Origin of the sequence: Pedobacter paludisoli (assembly GCF_052344095.1) — a bacterium.
Taxonomy (GTDB): Bacteria; Bacteroidota; Bacteroidia; order Sphingobacteriales; family Sphingobacteriaceae; genus Pedobacter.
This window is the reverse complement of record NZ_CP179926.1, coordinates 3,908,022-3,928,708: the sequence shown is the minus strand read 5'-3', so window position 1 is coordinate 3,928,708 and position 20,687 is coordinate 3,908,022. Positions and strand designations below refer to the sequence as shown.

Here is a 20,687-nt window from a genome sequence, read left to right as displayed (position 1 = left end):
AGCTTTACTTAATTGGTATGAAAAACTTCTTCCATGTTGGTCCATATTTCATTTTTAGCGGCGGTCTCCGGAAGCGGAACTTGACAGGGGTCGGTTTCTTTCCACCAGCGTTGTGTTTCAGGATCATCAGCCATTTTCTTCATGTCGGCATTAAAATCAGTTCCTACATATTCGAAATAGCTAAACAAATAGGGTTTACCCTCAATTTCTTGCAGATAAATAGAATAATTCTGAATGTTGCATGCTTTAATTTTAGCTAAAACACCTGGCCAGGCTTTCGCATGAAGTTCTTTATAATAAGCCATTTTCTCAGGCTTTAAACCGGTTACAGAGCCAAATCGCTTAACGTTTTCTGGTTTAATTGTTTCCATGCACGAAGTAAAAAAAAGGCATACCAAAAAGCCTAAAAAAAGTAATTTTCTCATAAATCTTATCTAAAAACGTAATATAAAATTGCCATTAAAGTGAGCAATAAAGCAGAAAGAAATTTATAGTTTCCAAATCCGGGCCATCCGGTTCCGCGTAAAGGTTCCAACGGAGATTTCCAGTAAAGCTTTGCACTCTCTTCCGTATGCTTAACCGGATATAAAAACGAGAATAAAACCTGCATACCTACACACGCACAGAATAAATAGAATGCCATGAGCATGAATGGAATATGTGCGATTGCACGCTCAGCATCTAATTTACTGATGGCAAATACAAGTACCCCCAAAGCCGATCCTAGCCAAAGTGTTAATTTTGCCGACTTGGCAGATGCTCCTTTCCAAAAAACGCCTAGTACAAACACACAGGTAATGGGTGGTGCAATGTGTGCGATAATTTCATTTAATCCATTAAAAATACTTTCATACTGATTTAAAAGCGGCAATAAAGCCAAAGAGAAAATCAACGCAATACCAGCAGATATTTTACCTACACGTACCATTTTCTTATCGTTACTTTCTGGGTAATATCTTTGGTAGATATCGTAACTTACCATGGTGGATATAGAATTTAAAGCACCAGAAACCTGACTCATCAATCCGGAAAGGAGAGCGGCCACTAAAACGCCAACTAAACCCGAGGGTAATAATTGCGTAATCATCAAGGTATAGATGCCTTTAGAATTAACATGGCCATTGGTGTCTAATCCGAGACTACTGACATCCAAATGGCCTGTTTTAAATAAGGTATAGGCAAATAATCCCGGAAGGACGAAAATAAAAACAGGTAAAATTTTAATAAACCCGCAGAATAACGGACCTATGCGCGCATGATTTTCGTCTTTTGCTCCCAAAACACGCTGCACGATCGTTTGATCGGCGCACCAATACCAAATACCCAAAACCGGATATCCCAGCAAAATTGCATACCAGGACATGCCACTGCTATCGTTTCCTGACCTGAGCATAGAAAGCTTACTTAACTCGTTGTTCTTATGCAACACCGCTACCATTGGATCCCAGCCTCCCATTTTATGAAAAGCAGCATAGCTGATGATAAAAGCTCCAGTTAACAAAACAATTGTTTGAATTGATTCGGTAACTACCACCGCTCTTAAACCACCAATAATGGTATAGATAGCTGTAATGATGCAAATTGCAATTACGCTTACGTACATATTTAAACCAAACAAGGTTTTTAAAACAATTCCACCAGCAAGCATAGAGAAAGCGATGTGAATAATAATAGCCGACACCACTGAAACAATGGTTAACCAATCGCGGCTTGACCGATCGTAGCGCTTTTCAAGAAAATCGGGTAAAGTTGATACACCTGACTTGATGTAAAATGGCACAAAAAACAAAGCCAGCAAAATCAAGGTAAATGCGGCCATCCACTCAAAATTCCCATTCAATAACCCTGAATCAAATCCACCTTGTGCCAAACTCACCAAATGAACCGTTGAAATATTGGTAGCAAACAAAGCCAATCCTATGGCAGGCCATTTCAAACTTTTACCGGCTAAGAAATATTCTCCGGCAGCATTCGCTTTGCTTTTACGGCGATGTGTAATCCCCGCCCAAAGACCTGTAATTAATATTCCTAAGATATAAGCAATGCTTATCCCCAGATCTAATTTATTTAACATATAATTTTAATTTCATCCAGCATTAATTTTTCAAATCACAACTGCTTCCAGCTTCCATTGGCGTTTGATACACACCGCCTTCCACTTTAACAGGATGTACAAAATGCTGTTGTAAATGCGGAATATGCTCTAAGAATAAAGCTTCGTGCCCCATGGAAATATGATTAAACAACACCAAATGCTGATGCAATTGTCCCATGTCGCCTACGTGTGGCACCACCGGAATGCCGTATTTTTTACACAATAAACTCACCGTTATAAACTCACTTACTCCACCTACACGAACAGCATCCACTTGGATAAACCCTGCCGCTCCCGTTTGTAAGTAATTTTTAAAAATAATGCGATTTGGTACGTGCTCACCCAACGCCAGTTTAGTTGGATTAATCGCTTCTGCCAATGTTTTATGCCCCAATACATCATCTGGATGGGTAGGTTCTTCAATCCAATACGGATTCATACTTTGAAGCTCTTTGCAAATTTTTAACGCTTGTGGCAAGGTCCATTGTTGGTTCGCATCTAACATTACTTTCACGCCATCACCCGCAACCTCACGAACAATATGTGACCGACGAATATCTCTCTCCGGATCAGAACTACCTACTTTCAATTTCATCGCAGTAAATCCTTCTGCTAAAGCTATTTTGCAATTCTCACGTACTTTATCATCCGAATAATTAAACCAGCCAATAGAGGTATCGTAGCCTGGGTATCCTACTTTTGTTATCTCCTTCCGAAGATTAGCTCCTGTTTGATTATCGACCAAAAGTTGAATGGCTTGCTCGCGTGTTAATTCATCTTCCAGATAAGAAAGATCAAGCGTGTTTACAATTTCATGTGGTTTTAGATCGATTAACAATTTCCATAGCGGAACACCTCTTTTTTTCGCCCATAAATCATAACAGGCATTGGTTACCGAGGCTAAAGCCAAATGAACCACCCCCTTATGTGGCCCTAACCATCTAAATTGCTGTTCATTAGACAGCTGATTAAAGATTCGGCCAAAACTCGCCATGATTTCTTCAATGTCTTTACCTTTAAACTGCTCTGCATAAAATGCGGCCGCCTTGCAGACTAAATCGTTTCCTTCGCCAAGCGTAAAAGCAATTCCGGTTCCTACCAAACCAGAATCATCAACTAAGTTGGTAACAGCATATGAATAAATGGGATCGCGATGAATGGCATCGCTTCCTGCACCCGCTTTTAAAGGAAAACGCGCGTCTCTAACTTCAATTTTTTTAATCACTTTCTATTTGTATTATGGTTTCAATGAAGATAAAATCCATATCTAAAACCATTGGCACGCCGAACTTGCTCAAAAGTTAACTGTGTTTAAATTTGGTTAGATTGAACTATAATCTTGTTTTAAACAAATATAAAATTGACTTGACATACAAAAAATGCACTATTCTATCTTTTTGATGGATTTTTCTATTGAATTGAAATAAATTTCTGATATTGCTTTTAATGGAAAAAATACGTGATGGTTTTGTTGGCGAAAAGATTATTAGCTTACCCCAAAAAGCTTTAAAAAACACGATTGCGCCTAATTACATTACCCATATCGGCTATTTCCCGAGTGCCAAAGGGCATTTCAGAGAGCGTAAAAAAGGATGTACAGATAATATATTTATTTACTGCGTTAATGGCGAAGGATGGTATTCGATAAGCGACAATTTTTTTCAGGTAAAAACAAACCAATATTTTCAAATCCCAGCGACCCATGAACCGATAAAATACGGCGCTAGCGATAACAATCCTTGGACAATTTATTGGCTTCATTACAGCAATTCCGATTTATCAAATTTTAACCAAGAGCTAAATATTTCGCCGCATGCAGGACCAAAGGATATTATTTTTAATGAAAAGGGAATTGAAATTTGGCGCGAAATGTACGCCAATTTAGAAATGGGTTACGGTAAAAACAATGTGCATCATGCTAATATGTGCCTGTATTATTTTCTTGCTACCTTTTTACATCCGAAAAAAACGGATATTAAAGACCAAACTCAAAAACTGGATTTAATTCAGGAGAGCATTGATTTTATGCGGAAAAACCTACACACGAGAATAACGGTTAAAGAATTCGCTAATCGGCATCAATTGTCAGAATCTCATTTTACGGCACTTTTCACAAAGAGCACTGGTATCCCTCCGCTTAATTATTTCACCCAACTAAAAATACAAAAAAGCTGTCAGCTTATTTTCAATACAAACACCAAAATTAAAGACATTGCTTATAATTTAGGCTATAGCGATGCGTATTATTTCTCTCGTTTATTCAAAAAGCAAATTGGTGTTTCACCGGAGAAATACCGCTCTAATCAAGAAATATAAGCAAGAAAACCCACACAAGGATATGAACAGATTTTCAACCAATATCCTTTGGCATTTAATTTGTATACCGAAGGTATTTGAACTTAATTAATGTGTTTTTAGGTTCTCAAAAAAAATTTTGAACTTCCTAGTAATGTGCTGCTATTGAATCGAAAAACGCTACTTTGGAATAAATACATCATCAAAAAAACAGCTTATTTTACCCGAATTCAACGCTGATGAAACCCCAGATACACCAAATGGTTCAAAAAAATAACCTAGGCGAAACAACCTCCGTTTCCTATAATCAAAATGGCGATCAAATTCATTATAAAAATTACGATAAGCAAAGCGGATGGGAATGGGAAGAGTGGTATGCATACGACAACCAGGGGAACCATTGCTACACCAAAAAAAGTGATGGATGGGAAGAATGGATTTCTTATGCCCCGAATGGCAAGGTATTACACCAAAAAAATAGCGACGATTGGGAAGAATGGTTTGTGTATGATTCAAATGGAAATGAAACGCACCATAAAGGAAATAACGGTAACGAAAGCTGGTCCGAATACGATGAAAAAGGAAGGGAGATATACAGCCATGACAATTCGGGATTTCAAGCATGGTCTTCATACGATATAAAAGGGAACAGAATCCATTACAAAACGAGCGACGGATGGGAGGAGTGGAGAGCATACAATGAGGAGGGTTTAGAAACGTATTACAAAGGCAGCGACAACCATGAGATTTGGACAGAGTATCACGAAAATGGTCGAAAAACATACAGCCAAGACAGCTTTGGTTTTAAAGAATGGGAAAGTTACGACACCCTTGGCAATCTCATTTACAAAAAAGATTCACAAGGCGAACAATGGGAAACGTTTAATAGCCTTGGTAATTCTACCCACTACCGTGATACTTCGGGACATGAAAACTGGAAGGAATATGATGAACATCAAAATATAATTCATTTTAAAGACAACGATGAAACCGAATATTGGGCCGAATACAACAATCTAGGGAAACAAATCCACTATAAAACAAACAAAGGTGAAGAAAACTGGAAGGAATATGACGAGTGGGGTAATCTAGTTCATTTCCGAAATCATGAAAATTTTGAATATTGGCAAACATTTGATGTATTTGGCAATCAAATCCATTTTAAAGACAACAAGGGAAATGAAAATTGGACTGAAATTTTATACCACGATATACATACCGAAAATAACAAAGCCGATAAGCTTTAAATAAACTACAATTTAATTCCGAAGAAAATCAGGTTTTTTAGTGCAAAGGAACGCAAGAAAAGAAACCGAGTGCTAAAAACAAGTAGACCATCATCCCTATATCCAGCTATATCTGCTTGTATCTTATCAAACTAAAGAAATAAATTTTTGAAAAACATTTTTTATCTATTAAAATAATACCTACATTTGCAGGCTAAAATTTTACAGTACTTTGAAAGCGCTAAAACAATTTTCAGTACCGTTTACCGGATTAAAATTGGGAGTTCATCACTTTGATTATGAGCTCGATGACGCTTTTTTTAACGCATTTGATTATTCGTTAATTAAAAGTGGGCATTTAAAAGTAAACATGGAACTTGACAAACAAGAGACCATGTTGATTTTAAAATTCAAAGTTTTGGGCAGCGTAAATTTAGATTGCGACAAATGTTTATCTGAATTTCCGTTACCTATAAATTTGTACGAAAGACAAATTGTAAAATTTGAAGAAGCCGGGCTTGAAAGCGACGACGAAGAGATTATTTCGTTGAGCCGTAAGGATACTGAGATTGATATTTCGATTCCGTTATACGAAATGATTAATGTAGCGGTACCGTATATTAGAAATTGCGAACAGGCAAACAAAGACTGTGATCAAGAGATGATTAACCGATTGGAGAATTTATCAATTGAGCATCAGAACGAAGAAAATGAACAAACAAGCGACCCGCGTTGGGAAGCACTTAATAAGTTAAAAAAATAATTAGATTATACACCAATGGCACATCCAAAACGAAAAATCTCGAAACAGAGAAAGAACAAAAGAAGAACGCACTATAAAGCTGTTGCTCCTTCTTTAGCAACATGCTCGGCAACAGGTGCTATCCACGTACCTCACCGTGCTTACAACGTTGATGGTAACTTATACTACAACGGCAAACTGGTTATCGAAAATACTCAGATAGGGTAATTTTCTAAAAAATTGTTTGTGTTTTCAGCGGGTTTAGTTATAACTTAGTTCCCTGAAAAAATCCAGTAATAAACTGGGTTAGCACAAACAGATTTTTTCGATGAAAATAGGCCTCGACATAATGGGCGGAGACTATGCTCCCAAAGCAATTGTTTTGGGAGCAATAGCAGCTCATCAATCGCTAAACGCCAACGAACACTTAGTTCTAATTGGCGATACTGATCAGATAAAACCTATCCTCGCAGAGGAAGGCTTTAATCCGGATCATTTTGAATACGTGCATACCACCGAAGTAATTGGTATGGGCGAACACCCCACAAAAGCAATTGTTCAGAAACCGAACTCAAGTATTTCAGTTGGTTTTAACCTTTTAAAAGAAGGTAAAATCGACTCATTTGCTAGTGCTGGAAACTCTGGCGCAATGTTGGTTGGCGCTGTATTTAGCGTTAAAACCATTCCGGGCATTATCCGCCCATGTTTATTAACACTTCTTCCTAAAATTAAAGGCGGCACAGGTTTATTATTAGACGTTGGTGCAAATGCCGATTGCAAGCCCGATACACTCCTTCAATTTGGTGTTCTAGGCAGTTTATACGCCGAAAATTTATTACAAATTGAAAGCCCAAAAGTAGCTTTAATGAATATTGGGGAAGAAGACGAAAAAGGAAACATGCTAAGCATGGCTACTTTTCCGTTAATGAAAGATGCAAACTTATTTAACTTTGTCGGCAATGTAGAAGGCCGCGATTTATTTAATGATAAAGCCGATGTAATTGTTTGCGATGGTTTTACAGGAAATATTATGTTAAAATTAGCAGAATCTTTCTATGTGTTAACAATTAAGAAAGGAATGAAAGACGAATTTTTCGATCGTTTTAATTACGAGCAATATGGCGGTAGTCCGGTTTTGGGTGTAAATGCTCCGGTAGTAATCGGGCACGGTATCTCAAGTCCGCTGGCGGTTAAAAACATGGTGCTACAATCGAGGGAGATGATTACAACGGGATTAGTCGAAAAGATTAGATTGGCATTCAAATAATATATCAAAGTTTATTAAAATGAATAAAATTCACGCTGCTATTACAGCAGTTAATGGTTACGTTCCAGACTACATACTTACTAATGCTGAGTTGGAAACCATCGTTGAAACATCAGATGAATGGATTACTTCCAGAACGGGTATTAAAGAACGTAGAATTTTAAAAGGCGAAGGATTAGGCACTTCCGATATGGCTGTGCACGCGGTTAATGGATTATTACAAAAAAGAGGTATTGATGCAAAAGAAATTGATTTAATTATCTTTTGCACCACTACGCCCGATTTTACGTTTCCGGCAACAGCCAATGTTTTAGCCGACAAAATTGGCGCAACAAATGCTTGGGGTTACGATTTACAAGCAGCTTGTTCAGGTTTTATATTTGGACTTTCGACGGGCGCACAATTTATCGAATCGGGTAAACACAAAAAAGTATTGGTTGTTGGTGGCGACAAAATGTCGTCGATTATCAATTACGAAGACCGTACCACTTGCATTATTTTTGGTGATGGATGCGGTTGTGCTTTATTAGAGCCAAACGACGAAGGATACGGTGTTCTTGATTCAATTTTACGCAGCGACGGTGCAGGCGGTAAATTTTTAGGCATGAAAGCGGGTGGATCTGTAAAACCTGCTACGCACGAAAGTATTGATGCCAAAGAGCATTTTGCTTACCAAGATGGCCAAACGGTTTTCAAATTTGCCGTAACCAATATGGCTGATGTTGCAGCAGAGATCATGGAACGCAACAACCTAACGTCGGAAGACGTAGCTTGGTTGGTGCCACATCAAGCGAACTTGCGCATTATTAATGCAACCGCTAGCCGCATGGGTGTAGGTACCGAAAAAGTAATGGTTAACATTGAGCGCTACGGAAATACCACCAACGGAACCATTCCTTTATGTTTATGGGAGTGGGAAAGCAAACTGAAAAAAGGCGATAACATTGTATTGGCAGCTTTCGGTGGAGGTTTTACCTGGGGTTCTGTATACCTTAAATGGGCATACGACAGTGAATAATTTACGGCATTAATACAAGGATTTAATCAAAATAACACAAGATAACTGATTAATTTACTTGCAATTAATACTAGAAAAATAAAACAAAAAAAGTATAACTTAGTTAATCAATTAAACAACTATTTTTTACATAACTAACATAAAAAATGGATATCAAACAAATACAGGAACTGATTAAATTTGTTTCTCGTTCAGGTGTAAACGAAGTAGCTATCGAGCAGGATGATTTTAAAATCACGATTAAAACGAATCAAGCACCAACTATTGTACAAGCTAGCATTCCTGCTGTTGCTCCGCAAGCAGCGCCAGTAGCCGTAGCAGCTCCAGTAGCAGCGGCACCTGCAGCAACTACGGCAGCACCTGCAGCAGAAGATACCTCGAAATATATCACGATTAAATCACCAATGATTGGAACTTTCTATCGTTCTTCGAGCCCTGATAAACCAATGTTTGTAAATGTGGGTGATGAAATTGGTGTTGGTAAAGTAATTTGTATTGTTGAAGCAATGAAACTTTTCAACGAAATTGAAAGTGAAGTTTCAGGCCGTATTGTTAAAATTTTGGTTGATAATGCTTCACCAGTTGAATACGATCAACCTTTATTCTTAGTTGAGCCTATTTAATAAAGGGCATTTGATAGCTTAACAAAGGCCTATCTTCGCCTTGATGAGAGGCTTAGGATAGCTGCTAAAGTTAAACACGTACAGAACAACATTTATGGTTCGTGGCAACACGAACCATCACATTTTTAGCTGTTTCTTGTTGAAACAATATACGAAAAGAAAAAATCATGTTTAAAAAAATACTGATTGCCAACAGAGGAGAAATCGCCTTGCGTATTATCCGTACCTGTAAAGAAATGGGCATAAAAACCGTAGCGGTTTACTCTACTGCTGATAGAGAGAGTTTACACGTTCGTTTTGCTGATGAGGCTGTTTGTATAGGTCCACCACCTAGTAAAGATTCATATTTAAATATCCCTAATATTATTTCGGCAGCTGAATTAACCAATGCCGATGCTATTCATCCCGGTTACGGTTTCTTATCTGAAAATGCAAAATTTTCAAATATTTGCCGCGAGTACAACATCAAATTTATCGGTGCAACTCCTGAGCAAATCAACGATATGGGCGATAAATCATCGGCAAAAGAAACCATGAAAAAAGCTGGAGTACCTACTATTCCTGGCTCAGAAGGTTTGTTGAGCAGCGTTAAAGAAGGTATTGCCATTGCCAATGAAATGGGCTACCCCGTAATTTTAAAAGCTACTGCCGGTGGTGGTGGCCGTGGAATGCGTGTGGTATGGAAAGATGAAGATTTTGAAAATGCTTGGGATAGTGCTCGTCAGGAATCAGGCGCTGCATTTGGTAACGATGGATTATATTTAGAAAAATACATCGAAGATCCACGTCACATTGAAATCCAAGTAATTGGTGATCAATTTGGCAAAGCATGTCACTTATCTGAACGCGACTGTTCAATTCAACGTCGTCACCAAAAATTAGTAGAAGAATCTCCTTCGCCATTTATGACCCCTGAATTGCGTCAACGTATGGGCGAAGCTGCTATTAAAGGTGCCTTAGCCGTGCAATACGAAGGTGCTGGAACCATCGAGTTCTTGGTTGATAAGCACCGTAATTTCTATTTCATGGAAATGAATACCCGTATCCAGGTAGAGCACCCAGTTACAGAAGAGGTTATCAACTTCGATTTAATTAAAGAACAAATTAAAGTAGCGGCAGGTATTCCAATCTCGGGTAAAAATTACGAGCCGGAAATGCATGCGATTGAATGCCGTATTAATGCAGAAGATCCAGCAAATAATTTCCGTCCTTCACCGGGTAAAATTACCAACTTCCACTCTCCGGGTGGACACGGTGTACGTGTGGATACCCATGTTTACGCTGGCTACCAAATTCCTTCTAACTACGACAGTATGATTGCTAAATTAATTTGCGTAGCACAAACACGCGAAGAAGCAATTTGCACCATGGAGCGTGCATTGAGCGAATTTGTGATCGAAGGCATTAAAACAACCATTCCTTTTCACTTACAATTAATGAAAGACCCTAATTTTAGAGCTGGTAACTTTACCACTAAATTTATGGAAACTTTTGAATTTGAAAAGTAAAACACATACTCCATATAGTTTAAAAGCCATTTTGAAAATTCAAAATGGCTTTTTTATTGAATAAAACTACCGTCTCCCTATCGGCCTTTTCCATTATGGTACTTACTCTTACCAAACAGTTGTGGTCGCCATGAAAATTGAAGTAAAAAATACCGACTATTAGGATTGGTTATTGTATTCCTATATCCATAAGCAGTACTTTTATAATTTGTATCCTTTCAACAATATTTGCAGGTATTTCTTTTATCGTCTCCTTTACAGAACCTTTAAATAGGCTTCATTGTTAAACAAAGCTTTAACAACACGTTCGCCATTATAATAGACCGAACCATCAGCGTCTATCGTGATACCTCCATTCTCCTAAGCAAATCTTCTAGGGAAGCATAATCACGCACAATATAATCCTTAGCCCAAAACTCAGTGGTATCGCCTTTAAGTGTAGGGCCTTTTTGCTTTTTATGGTTACCTCATCCAGTACTTTAATGGTTTCGCCCAATTTTACGGGTTCAATAAGAAGTTGAGGCTCTATATCGCTATTAAAGTATTTTCTATTAAAGGCTTTATGTCCCAATAATTTACAGACAATAAAAATGAGGCTGATTTAACATTGGTAAATCTGTAAAAAACATAAGTATTGGTTGTACTGTGTAAACTATCTGTTTTTGAATATAAAAAAACTGACGCACCCGACACTGGTTTATTTAAGGAATCACGAATAACTCCAGATACATTTCGACTAACTAAAGGAACAGTTTTTTGAGCCAATACCTTGTTAAAAACACTGCTAAAGACTAGAAAACAAGAAAGCAAAAATTTTGACAAAGCAGCAAATTTTTAATTATCAAAAGCTATAAACAAACATCTAACTACATGCTACTTTATATCATACATAATCCACGAATGAGTCCAAGTATCCGAATCCAAGAACATATCTGTTACCTCTTTTGATGCTGTTGAAGTTGAAACTTGCACTGGTGAAACCGATCCTGGAGGAAGTGCCACTGTTCTAAACCCCTTTAACAAAATTTGTATGGCTATTTTTTTAGTCGATTTATCAAAATATTTAAGCGGTATGCTGAGTTTACTTTTAAAAAGATCCTTTTTATTAGAATTGCTATCTTGATTATAATTTTGAATATACTCGGCTTCAGCAGTTACTCCGTATTCATTGTATTTGGGCATTTCAGTTTCTGGAATACCAGTAAAGCTTTTAAGAATAAGCTTGTCAAATCGTTTATCTTGAACCTTGCCCTTTGTATAAACCGGAAATTGAATAGTAGGAACGCCCAAAGTATCCTTTTTACCCTCTAAATTAAAAAATAATCGAATACCTCCCTGCGAAAGGACCTTCGTTGCCATTTCATCTTTTACAACTTCGAAATAGAGAAAATCTTGATCTTGCGTAATTTTATAATATAATTTATTCGCACTATCATAGGTCATGTCTTTTTTAAGATTAAGGTTTTTACTTTCCTGACCAAAACAACTCAATGATATGGAGAATAAAATAAAAGCTACTACTGTTTTCATGATTATAAATTAGGGATTGTAATTGGCGTAAATTAATTAAGAATTAAAGTTTTAATTTTCACTAAAATCAAACTTAACAGGCTTTTCCTTGCAAAATGATGCATGCAAATTAAAAATACAAAAAATACATTTGCTTAAATTAATAAACAGATTTTTCATGAGAGCGAATAGGGATTTGGTTGATGATTACCCAATAATAATAATAATAATGACAAACTTTTTCAAAAAAACACTAATGTAAGGATTGCGAAATTAATTTGTGTTGCACAAACACGCGAAGAAGCAATTTGTACCATGGAGCGTGCATTGAGCGAATTTGTGATCGAAGGCATTAAAACAACCATTCCTTTTCACTTACAATTAATGAAAGACCCTAATTTTAGAGCCGGTAACTTTACCACTAAATTTATGGAAACGTTCGAATTTGCGAAATAACCAAAGTTAAAAATATATAGGACTGAAGGCGATTCAAAATTTGAATCGCCTTTTTTATTTAGAAGAAGGTGATTTTAGATTCTAAAAAGTGAGTTAGCTTAATAATTTCATCTTTCTCGCTGGCGCTAGGCTTGCCTGCCAGTAGGAAATTTACTTTTGAGAAACAAAAGCCTTTGTCAATCCAGCTAGGCAGCTTTGCGATCAATACCTGTTCTCAAAACAAAAACGACCTCGCTAGGTTTTGTGGGGAATATATTTTCTGTAACCAAGATTTTCCTTAACCCACTACTCGGGGTACATCCCGAGTATTCGGGATTGCACGAAGAAAGCAGTAAAAGCTGTGCAACTCCATTCAAATCCCGAATGACCAAGAGAATTTGCAACCGAGTAGAGGAAAGAGCGAAAGAAAGGCCTCAAATTATCGCTATTGAGCTTTTGCTAGCTTTATTCAACAACAGATCCAAGCCTTGATTTATTCACACCTTGTCGCTGTTTTATCGGTGTTCATGAGCTCAGCAATTGACTTGCTATCGGTTTTTGCTTCGTTTTTTAGCAAGAAAAAGAAGGAGGTCGGTGCCGAAGAGGCGATGAAGAAATCGTTTATTTCATTAAATCCTACTTTGCTAATGATTTGTCCAATTACAAACCGCAAAGATCTGTCCACACGATAGGAGCATTCGGAGAAACAATCTCACAAGATTAATTCTCAAAAAGCCAAATTAATAATCAAGCTCAGATTAAAACGTTCAAAAGCAGGATCTAAAATTTTAATATTCTAAACTGTAGCACTTTAACAGTGTTGTTCGTTTTAATGAAAAAACAACCTATGAAAAAAGCATTACTTAACGGCCTTGTCCTGCTGCTGCTACTAGCAGGCTTTTCAAACTGTAAAAAAAACTCCGATGATTTCGAAGAAATTACCATTGCTAAAAGCATCACGGTTGCGCAAATGAGAGCCTTACCAGTTGGACTCAGCAAAGCGAAAAAAATTAAAAAAACAGGAAAAATATACATTTATAACGACTATCTATTCATCAACGAACCGTACAAAGGCATTCATATTTATCGGAACAGCAATCCTAGTACGCCCGTTAACTTGGCCTTTTTGCAAGTACCTGGTAATGTAGACATCGCCATAAAAGACAATATTTTATATGCCGATAGTTACATCGATCTACTTGCTTTCGATATTTCAAATCCGGCCAATGCCAAACAAGTAAAAAGAGTGAAAGATGTTTTTACACAGTTCCAATTCCTCGGCTTTGGTAACCAAAATTATGTAACCTGCTATAAAGATACCCTTGTTAACAAAGCAAACTATAACAAAAACATGGTATACAATGATGCCAGCTCAGCGGCTTACTCAAGCTCTACAGGTCAAGGAGGCTCCATGGCACGGTTCACCTTGCTTAGTGGTTACCTTTACACCGTTAGCAATTCTGCCCTAAATCTATTTGATGTAAACACCGCTACCGATCCTTCGTTCGTAAAAGCGATTAACCTAGGCTGGGGTGTTGAAACCATCTTTCCCTACGAAAACAATTTATTTATTGGCACCAATACCGGCATGCATATTTTCAGTGCAAGCAATCCGGCAAACCCGGTAAAACTATCCACTTACAGTCATGCTTTTGCCTGCGACCCTGTTGTTGTTCAAGGGAAATACGCCTACGTAACTTTACGAACAGGCACTACTTGTGCACGAGGAAGTAATCAACTAGAAGTTGTGAACATCGAAGATTTAACCAAGCCTACCCAAGTTGCAGTATTTCCGATGCAAAATCCACATGGCTTAAGTGTAAGCAACAATACCTTGTTCTTATGCGAAGGAGACTTTGGCTTAAAAAGCTTTAACATCGCCGATAAGTTGAAAATTAGTGATAATCTGCTTCAACATTTAAAAACTGTTAAAAGTTTCGATGTGATTGCGGGACCAAAATCATTAATCGTTACCGGTGAGGAGGGCGTTTATCAGTTTAATTATTCCAATCCATCCAATCTAAGTCAATTAAGCCTTATCCGATTAAATACAAACTCCCTGTATTAATAAATTCAGACAAGAAGAACCAGAATTTCAGTCCAGTTTTATAGCTGTTCTCATCTGAATATAAATATTTTGATATTTACCACAAAAATACCATTCAATTCATTTAGAATAGTATTTTTGTTTCCAACATGAGCAACACAAAAGAAAGATCGTCGCTATTAAAAGCAGTTACGCAAAAGGGGAAAACGATGGAAGCGGAAATGTCCTTTTTTGATCATTTAGACGTTCTACGCAAACATTTAATACGCGCCGTAATAGCCATTGCCGTTTTTAGTGGCGGGGCATTTTATTTTATGGACGAGATTATTGATAAAATAATTTTCGGCCCTAAAAAACCTGATTTCTGGACCTACCGGATGATGTGTAAATTGGTTGAAAAGTATCCGTCGTTGGGGCAAGATATGTGCATAACCAAAATTAACGGCGAGATTATCAACACCGAGATGGCCGGACAATTTAACCTGCAGTTAAATGTGGGTGTAATGGTGGGGATTGTATTGGGCTTCCCTTATTTGTTATGGGAAATATGGCGCTTTGTAAAACCAGCACTTCACGAAAACGAACGTAAATCGGCTAGTGGTTTTGTGTTTTTTGCTTCAATCCTGTTTATAATCGGTATCCTTTTTGGCTATTTTATTGTTTGTGCGCTTTCTGTTAACTTTTTAACCGGTTACGATGCCAGTAGCGAAATTAAGAATATGTTCTCAATCGATTCATACATTTCATCGGTTGCGACTTTAACCTTGGGAACCGGGATTATTTTCGAATTGCCTATCATTATCTTTATTTTGTCGAAATTGGGATTGATGACGCCAAAATTAATGCGCTCGAGCAGAAGATATGCTACCGTTATCATTCTAATTATTGCGGCTGTAGTTACACCTACTCCAGATATTATGACCATGTTAATCGTAGCTGCACCGCTGTTTTTATTATATGAACTTAGTATTTTTGTTTCGGCCTATATTTACCGTAAAAAACAAAAAGCAGAAGCTGCCTTTTACAATAGCTAACAAAAATAGTACAAATACTTCCCTTAATTCTAAATAAATTTGAAAATGGCTAGTTCAACAATTAAAATAGCAATCGGTGCAGACCACGCCGGTTTTGAATACAAAGAACTGTTAAAAGACTTTTTATCGTCAGGATACGAAGTGAAAGATTTTGGCACACATTCGCTAGACTCTGTAGATTATCCCGACTTTGCACACCCCGTGGCATCGGCGGTTGAAAGTGGCGAATTTACCTACGGTATTTTGCTTTGTGGATCGGCCAATGGCGTTGCCATTACAGCCAATAAACATCAACATATCCGTGCAGGATTGTGTTGGAATAAAGAAGTAGCTACGTTGGTTCGTTTACACAACAATGCAAATGTATTGTGTATACCTGCTAGATTTACCACTCCTGAACAAGCGAAAGAAATTACAACAACATTTTTATCTACTACATTTGAAGGCGGACGGCATCAAAACAGGGTAGATAAAATAATGTGCTAAACAAACAACTAATTATAAACTTCATAAAAAACTATGAACAAAAATTTCTTATCACTTGCAACGGCTTCGCTTCTGAGCTTGGGGTGTTTTGCGCAAGTTAAACCACTTGCAAAAAATGAAACAGCCATCAAGTTTAGTCAAGCCATCAATCCCGATAATGCCTACAAACACCTTTCTATTTTAGCATCTGACGAATACGAAGGAAGAGAAACTGGTAAAAAAGGTGCTTGGATGGCGGCCGATTACATTCGTAACTATTTCAAATCTATCGGCTTAAAGGGCCCAGTTAACGGAGATTATTTCCAAAAAATTGATTTGGTTAATCTAAGCTTAAAAGAAAGCCATGTTACCGTTAATGGCCAACCTAAAACCAACCTTCAAGATTACATCGTTTATCCAAACTCCATTGTTGAAAATGAATTTACTTTCTCAGCCAATGAAATTGTATTTGTTGGATTTGGCGTAAAAAAAGGTAGCTACGATGATTTTGCCGGAGTAGACATCGAAGGAAAAGTAGTCATGATGTATATCAATGGCGATCCTACTTTAAAAGCGGGAGAACGGATGGATCGTACAGCAATGATGGAAATCCGCAAAACAAGAGCTGAATATTTTGCACAAAAACACGTAAAAGGAATTATTATGATCGACCCTACGGTTGATCGTTTAACCGATTCGTACAGAAAATTCTTAAACGATGGCCAAGTGTTGGTAAAAACCAACAGCATGTTAGAAAACTTGAAGCTAAACGCGACCCCGCGTGTATCGGTTTCATCGGCTCTGGCAAATGAATTGTTAAAATCGGCCAATACAACGGCAGCTGATTTACAAAAGAAAATTTTAAGTGCCAATGCCCCTGCGTCATTGGTATTAAATATTCCATTTTCAGCAAGCGCAACCAAAGCTGAAGTTCCTGTGCGTTGCGAAAATGTATTGGGTTATTTAGAAGGTTCAGACCCGGTATTGAAAAAAGAAGTATTGGTTTTAACCGGCCACTACGATCACATTGGTTTAGAAACCGATCCTAATGCAAAAGATAAAATCAACAACGGTGCGGACGACGATGGTTCGGGTACTACAGGCGTTTTATTAATGGCTAAAGCATTTATGGATGCTAAAAAAGCGGGGAAAGGCCCGAAAAGAAGTATCTTATTTATGACAGTAGTAGGTGAAGAAAAAGGATTATGGGGATCGGATTGGTATTCGGAGCATCCTGTTTTCCCAATCGAAAACACCATTGCTGATTTAAATACCGACATGATTGGTCGTATTGGTGAAGAATATTTGGGCAAACCTGATTCGGCAAATTATATTTACTCAGTAGGTTCAAACATGTTGAGTAGCGAGCTTGGCAAATTGAGTGAGCAAGTAAATGCTACATATACCAAAATGAAATTAGATTATAAATACGATGATCCGAAAGATACAGAGCGTATTTATTACCGTTCAGACCACTATAACTTTGCAAAATTAGGCATTCCAATCATTTTCTATTACGATGGTATGTTGCAACAAGATTACCACAAACCGGGTGATGAAGTAAGTAAAATCAACTTCCCATTGTTGGCAAAAAGAGCAAAACTAACCTATTTCACCGCTTGGGAATTAGCCAATGGAGCAAAACGCCCAGCAGTTGATATGGACGGCGCGGGTCATCCAAAAACGAAATAAATACCCAAAATCAAAAGCCTTCTGATAGTTCTCAGAAGGCTTTTTTATGCTTGTATGGTTCTACGGTTTAATACTAAACCGAGAATAAATCTTCCAATGTAACTTGGTTCTGCACCAAACCGGTTGAATACACATTGCTTTTAACACCATACGTAGTCACCATCACTAAAAACACCGTTTTTTTTGTTTTACTTTTTTGTTTAAACACAGTAAGCTTTTGCTGCAATTCGGCCGCATAGGTCTTATCAATAACAAACTCTGTATTCGAAAATTTCATTTCACAAACACTAATAATCATATCTTGTCTATTAAGTAATAAATCAATTTGAGCGCCATCCCCCTTTAAGGTACTTCGCCAAGCAGATGCTTCTGTAAATACTCCTGAAATTCCCATGGCATGTTTAATTGCATCGATGTGTTTTAACCATATTCCTTCAAAAGCATAGCCACTCCAACTTTTCCACGACGAAGAAGTCGATTTTTTAATCCATGTACCCGCTCCAGCAGCGCGAGAATTTTCTATAAACTTAAGATAGAACAAACTATATTCATCGCTAAGCTTATAAATACTGTCCTTTACTTTTTTTTGAAAAGGCAAATACGAGGTTATAAAACCCGATTCAACCAATTCCTCTAGCAAAAGAGTTGTGCTTCCCCCACTCTGTAAATTACAAACCTGAACTCGATTAATAATTCAGGCTGAAAATATTGCGAAAAAAGGCAAAATTCAGTATATTTAATTTTCTGACAATCAAATATTTAACCGAATTTCGCCTTATGATTTGTTTTGATAAAATTACTGATATTTTCTCTATAGTTGATGAGTTTTGTAAAGATTTCGATAAAACGACACAACCTTTTTTACTAGGAAAGCCTTCTAAACGTCCTTCTGTGATGTCAAAATCAGAAGTAATTACAATCTACTTGCTTTTTCATCTTAGTGGTTTTCGTTGTTTCAAGCATTATTACGTTTTTTATGTTCAAAAACATATGCAAAATGAATTTCCAAATACCGTTTCGTATAATCGTTTTTTAGAATTAATGCAGAGTGTTCTTTTACCAATGACCATTTTTGCAAAAACTTGTTGTTTGGGAAAATGTACCGGAATTTCCTTTGTAGATTCAACACCAATTAGAATATGCAAAAATAAAAGAATCAATAGAAATAAGGTTTTTAAAGATACAGCCGCTACAGGAAAATCCACAATGGGATGGTTTCATGGCTTTAAACTCCATATTATTATCAATGATAAGGGCGAATTGTTAAGCTTTGCGGTAACTCAAGCCAATGTTGACGATAGAGAACCATTAAAAAACGAAGGCTTTTTAAATGCTATTTTTGGCAAATTATTTGGCGATAAAGGGTACATAAGCGAAAAACTTACTCAGTTATTGTTTGTTGACGGAATCCAGCTAATTACAAATATTCGCAACAATATGAAGAACAGTTTAATGCAAATGAGTGATAAAATTTTACTTCGTAAACGGTCCATAATTGAAACCGTTAATGATGAACTTAAAAATATATGCCAAATTGAACATTCAAGACATCGTTCATTTACGAACTTTTTATCAAATATTATTGCTGGAATAATTGCGTATAATTTTCTTCCTAAAAAGCCTTCTTTAAAATATGAAACGGTCAAAACTAACCAATTGGCAGTGTTTTATTAATCGAGTTCAGGTTACAAGTATCAATAATTTCTTTTCTAGTCATGCCCGAAGGCTTATCAGCCAAAGCTCTCACCACAGAAATATGTACATCCGCATGATCAAATAAAGAGCGGTACAGATTCGCAAATTCAGTAGACAACAATCCATCTTTGGTAAAACACAGCCTATCAATCGCCTGGGTAGCACTTTCACCCTTTTTTAACTCTTTAAGATAATGCGGAACACCTCCCATTGCCATATAGAAAGTCACTATTTGATACCGATCAAGCAATATGCCTTTGTTTTGTAAATACAGTTCGGTCTCTTGCAATGAAAAAGGCAACAAACGAATTTTCCGCGTTAGGCGATTGTGCAATCCCCCTTTACTATTCACCACTTTCTTAATCATCCAAGTTGCAGCAGAACCACAAATAGCAACAATTAAATTTGGTTGTTGCGATGCCCATTGATTCCAAAAGTATTCGAATGCAGAAAGAAAGCCCGATTTATGTGAACTAAGCCATGGAAATTCATCGAAAAAAATAACTGCTTTTCTTCGCTTAAGAATCGGCGTAATCGCTTCACGAAGTTGCCTAAATGCTTCTGTCCAATTCTTTGGTGGGGCAATGGGTAATTGGCTCCCTATTGCATCGCCCAATGCCGTACTAAAATTAAGAAGTTGCTCCGTTACATTTGCATTATGTACACCCGAAAGTTCAAAAACCAATTGCTTTTGAAATACCGATCGGATTAAAAATGTTTTCCCAACCCGACGCCTACCATAAACAGCAATCAACTCTGCCGAACTGGATTCAAGTGTTTCTAAAAGAATGTTCTTTTCAACTATTCTACCAATAAGATTTTCCATTTTCACTTAATTTAATAAGCTTCTTAGCGAAAAAATATTTTATCCACAGCCAAAACCTATTACAAATATACACTTTTGGCTGCGGATAAAAAATTATCCACAGCCAAAAGTATCAAAAAATACATACTTTTGGCTGTGGATAGAAAATAAAACGAAAAACATCTTTTCTTCACATGATGCACCAGACACGTGTAATTAGGCGCTTTTCTT

19 protein-coding genes and 1 pseudogene are annotated in these 20,687 nt (G+C 37.1%); 14 read left to right on the top strand and 6 right to left on the bottom strand.

The window, feature by feature from the left end; all coding sequences use genetic code 11:
* Positions 1-8: 8 nt before the first annotated feature.
* The 3 genes from ACJVDK_RS16180 to ACJVDK_RS16170 are packed head-to-tail and all read right to left on the bottom strand — an operon-like array spanning position 9 to position 3,320.
* Complete coding sequence (locus tag ACJVDK_RS16180) at positions 9-371, bottom strand: L-rhamnose mutarotase (protein WP_443937703.1); 363 nt, start codon at positions 369-371, stop codon at positions 9-11.
* A gap of 59 nt (positions 372-430) precedes the next feature.
* Positions 431-2,074, bottom strand: coding sequence for a sodium:solute symporter (locus ACJVDK_RS16175; RefSeq protein ID WP_443937702.1), 1,644 nt, complete (start codon positions 2,072-2,074; stop codon positions 431-433).
* A gap of 22 nt (positions 2,075-2,096) precedes the next feature.
* The gene (locus tag ACJVDK_RS16170; RefSeq protein WP_443937701.1) at positions 2,097-3,320 is read right to left on the bottom strand and encodes an enolase C-terminal domain-like protein; all 1,224 of its coding nucleotides are present in this window, start codon (positions 3,318-3,320) and stop codon (positions 2,097-2,099) included.
* A 221-nt stretch (positions 3,321-3,541) separates the two neighbouring features.
* Between ACJVDK_RS16170 and ACJVDK_RS16165 the strand changes: the two genes are divergently transcribed.
* The 8 genes from ACJVDK_RS16165 (at position 3,542) to accC (ending at position 10,774) form a co-directional block, all read left to right on the top strand.
* Positions 3,542-4,411 carry an AraC family transcriptional regulator gene (locus ACJVDK_RS16165; protein ID WP_443937700.1) on the top strand — a complete coding sequence of 290 codons (870 nt, stop codon included), beginning with the start codon at positions 3,542-3,544 and terminating at the stop codon, positions 4,409-4,411.
* A 218-nt stretch (positions 4,412-4,629) separates the two neighbouring features.
* Entirely contained in the window at positions 4,630-5,637 is a 1,008-nt protein-coding gene (locus ACJVDK_RS16160; protein WP_443937699.1) for a hypothetical protein, read from the top strand.
* Positions 5,638-5,848: 211 nt separating this feature from the next.
* Entirely contained in the window at positions 5,849-6,379 is a 531-nt protein-coding gene (locus tag ACJVDK_RS16155; protein ID WP_443937698.1) for a YceD family protein, read from the top strand.
* Between the two features lie 15 nt (positions 6,380-6,394).
* Complete coding sequence (gene rpmF / locus ACJVDK_RS16150) at positions 6,395-6,586, top strand: 50S ribosomal protein L32 (protein ID WP_039480510.1); 192 nt, start codon at positions 6,395-6,397, stop codon at positions 6,584-6,586.
* Positions 6,587-6,686: 100 nt separating this feature from the next.
* On the top strand, positions 6,687-7,625 hold the full coding sequence (plsX, locus tag ACJVDK_RS16145) for a phosphate acyltransferase PlsX (protein WP_443937697.1): 939 nt from the start codon (positions 6,687-6,689) through the stop codon (positions 7,623-7,625).
* 19 nt (positions 7,626-7,644) lie between these two features.
* Positions 7,645-8,643 (top strand): beta-ketoacyl-ACP synthase III, encoded by a 999-nt coding sequence (locus ACJVDK_RS16140; protein ID WP_443937696.1) that lies wholly within the window; start codon positions 7,645-7,647, stop codon positions 8,641-8,643.
* 146 nt (positions 8,644-8,789) lie between these two features.
* On the top strand, positions 8,790-9,266 hold the full coding sequence (gene accB / locus ACJVDK_RS16135) for an acetyl-CoA carboxylase biotin carboxyl carrier protein (RefSeq protein WP_443937695.1): 477 nt from the start codon (positions 8,790-8,792) through the stop codon (positions 9,264-9,266).
* 167 nt (positions 9,267-9,433) lie between these two features.
* Positions 9,434-10,774 (top strand): acetyl-CoA carboxylase biotin carboxylase subunit, encoded by a 1,341-nt coding sequence (accC, locus tag ACJVDK_RS16130; RefSeq protein ID WP_443937694.1) that lies wholly within the window; start codon positions 9,434-9,436, stop codon positions 10,772-10,774.
* A gap of 873 nt (positions 10,775-11,647) precedes the next feature.
* On the opposite strand, the gene ACJVDK_RS16125 is transcribed toward accC, so the two are convergent.
* Positions 11,648-12,304, bottom strand: coding sequence for a hypothetical protein (locus ACJVDK_RS16125; RefSeq protein ID WP_443937693.1), 657 nt, complete (start codon positions 12,302-12,304; stop codon positions 11,648-11,650).
* 228 nt (positions 12,305-12,532) lie between these two features.
* Here ACJVDK_RS16125 and ACJVDK_RS16120 point away from each other — a divergent pair.
* From ACJVDK_RS16120 to ACJVDK_RS16100, 5 genes and pseudogenes are all read left to right on the top strand, one after another.
* Positions 12,533-12,739: pseudogene (locus ACJVDK_RS16120) on the top strand (acetyl-CoA carboxylase biotin carboxylase subunit); the annotation flags it as partial.
* Positions 12,740-13,565: 826 nt separating this feature from the next.
* Entirely contained in the window at positions 13,566-14,786 is a 1,221-nt protein-coding gene (locus tag ACJVDK_RS16115; RefSeq protein WP_443937692.1) for an LVIVD repeat-containing protein, read from the top strand.
* A 128-nt stretch (positions 14,787-14,914) separates the two neighbouring features.
* The gene (tatC, locus tag ACJVDK_RS16110) at positions 14,915-15,799 is read left to right on the top strand and encodes a twin-arginine translocase subunit TatC (protein WP_443937691.1); all 885 of its coding nucleotides are present in this window, start codon (positions 14,915-14,917) and stop codon (positions 15,797-15,799) included.
* A 45-nt stretch (positions 15,800-15,844) separates the two neighbouring features.
* Positions 15,845-16,285 (top strand): ribose 5-phosphate isomerase B, encoded by a 441-nt coding sequence (gene rpiB, locus ACJVDK_RS16105; RefSeq protein ID WP_443937690.1) that lies wholly within the window; start codon positions 15,845-15,847, stop codon positions 16,283-16,285.
* Positions 16,286-16,318: 33 nt separating this feature from the next.
* Complete coding sequence (locus tag ACJVDK_RS16100) at positions 16,319-17,956, top strand: M28 family peptidase (protein WP_443937689.1); 1,638 nt, start codon at positions 16,319-16,321, stop codon at positions 17,954-17,956.
* 73 nt (positions 17,957-18,029) lie between these two features.
* Here the strand turns inward: ACJVDK_RS16100 and ACJVDK_RS16095 are convergent, their stop codons facing one another.
* Positions 18,030-18,554: a hypothetical protein gene (locus ACJVDK_RS16095; RefSeq protein WP_443937688.1), complete on the bottom strand. Its 525-nt coding sequence runs from the start codon at positions 18,552-18,554 to the stop codon at positions 18,030-18,032.
* Between the two features lie 179 nt (positions 18,555-18,733).
* On the opposite strand from ACJVDK_RS16095, the gene ACJVDK_RS16090 reads away from it, so the two are divergent.
* Positions 18,734-19,630 carry an IS982 family transposase gene (locus ACJVDK_RS16090; RefSeq protein ID WP_443937687.1) on the top strand — a complete coding sequence of 299 codons (897 nt, stop codon included), beginning with the start codon at positions 18,734-18,736 and terminating at the stop codon, positions 19,628-19,630.
* On the opposite strand, the gene ACJVDK_RS16085 is transcribed toward ACJVDK_RS16090, so the two are convergent.
* The gene (locus ACJVDK_RS16085) at positions 19,605-20,477 is read right to left on the bottom strand and encodes an AAA family ATPase (RefSeq protein WP_443937686.1); all 873 of its coding nucleotides are present in this window, start codon (positions 20,475-20,477) and stop codon (positions 19,605-19,607) included. The genes ACJVDK_RS16090 and ACJVDK_RS16085 overlap by 26 nt on opposite strands.
* Positions 20,478-20,687 lie beyond the last annotated feature (210 nt).

Bases quoted from the DNA above. Each gene is read 5' to 3' on its own strand.
- rpmF (WP_039480510.1), top strand. From the start codon at position 6,395: ATGGCACATCCAAAACGAAAAATCTCGAAACAGAGAAAGAACAAAAGA.
- ACJVDK_RS16090 (WP_443937687.1), top strand. From the start codon at position 18,734: ATGATTTGTTTTGATAAAATTACTGATATTTTCTCTATAGTTGATGAG.
- tatC (WP_443937691.1), top strand. From the start codon at position 14,915: ATGAGCAACACAAAAGAAAGATCGTCGCTATTAAAAGCAGTTACGCAA.
- ACJVDK_RS16100 (WP_443937689.1), top strand. From the start codon at position 16,319: ATGAACAAAAATTTCTTATCACTTGCAACGGCTTCGCTTCTGAGCTTG.
- ACJVDK_RS16115 (WP_443937692.1), top strand. From the start codon at position 13,566: ATGAAAAAAGCATTACTTAACGGCCTTGTCCTGCTGCTGCTACTAGCA.
- ACJVDK_RS16085 (WP_443937686.1), bottom strand. From the start codon at position 20,477: ATGGAAAATCTTATTGGTAGAATAGTTGAAAAGAACATTCTTTTAGAA.
- accC (WP_443937694.1), top strand. From the start codon at position 9,434: ATGTTTAAAAAAATACTGATTGCCAACAGAGGAGAAATCGCCTTGCGT.
- ACJVDK_RS16125 (WP_443937693.1), bottom strand. From the start codon at position 12,304: ATGAAAACAGTAGTAGCTTTTATTTTATTCTCCATATCATTGAGTTGT.
- rpiB (WP_443937690.1), top strand. From the start codon at position 15,845: ATGGCTAGTTCAACAATTAAAATAGCAATCGGTGCAGACCACGCCGGT.
- plsX (WP_443937697.1), top strand. From the start codon at position 6,687: ATGAAAATAGGCCTCGACATAATGGGCGGAGACTATGCTCCCAAAGCA.
- accB (WP_443937695.1), top strand. From the start codon at position 8,790: ATGGATATCAAACAAATACAGGAACTGATTAAATTTGTTTCTCGTTCA.
- ACJVDK_RS16165 (WP_443937700.1), top strand. From the start codon at position 3,542: ATGGAAAAAATACGTGATGGTTTTGTTGGCGAAAAGATTATTAGCTTA.
- ACJVDK_RS16140 (WP_443937696.1), top strand. From the start codon at position 7,645: ATGAATAAAATTCACGCTGCTATTACAGCAGTTAATGGTTACGTTCCA.
- ACJVDK_RS16160 (WP_443937699.1), top strand. From the start codon at position 4,630: ATGAAACCCCAGATACACCAAATGGTTCAAAAAAATAACCTAGGCGAA.
- ACJVDK_RS16175 (WP_443937702.1), bottom strand. From the start codon at position 2,074: ATGTTAAATAAATTAGATCTGGGGATAAGCATTGCTTATATCTTAGGA.
- ACJVDK_RS16180 (WP_443937703.1), bottom strand. From the start codon at position 371: ATGGAAACAATTAAACCAGAAAACGTTAAGCGATTTGGCTCTGTAACC.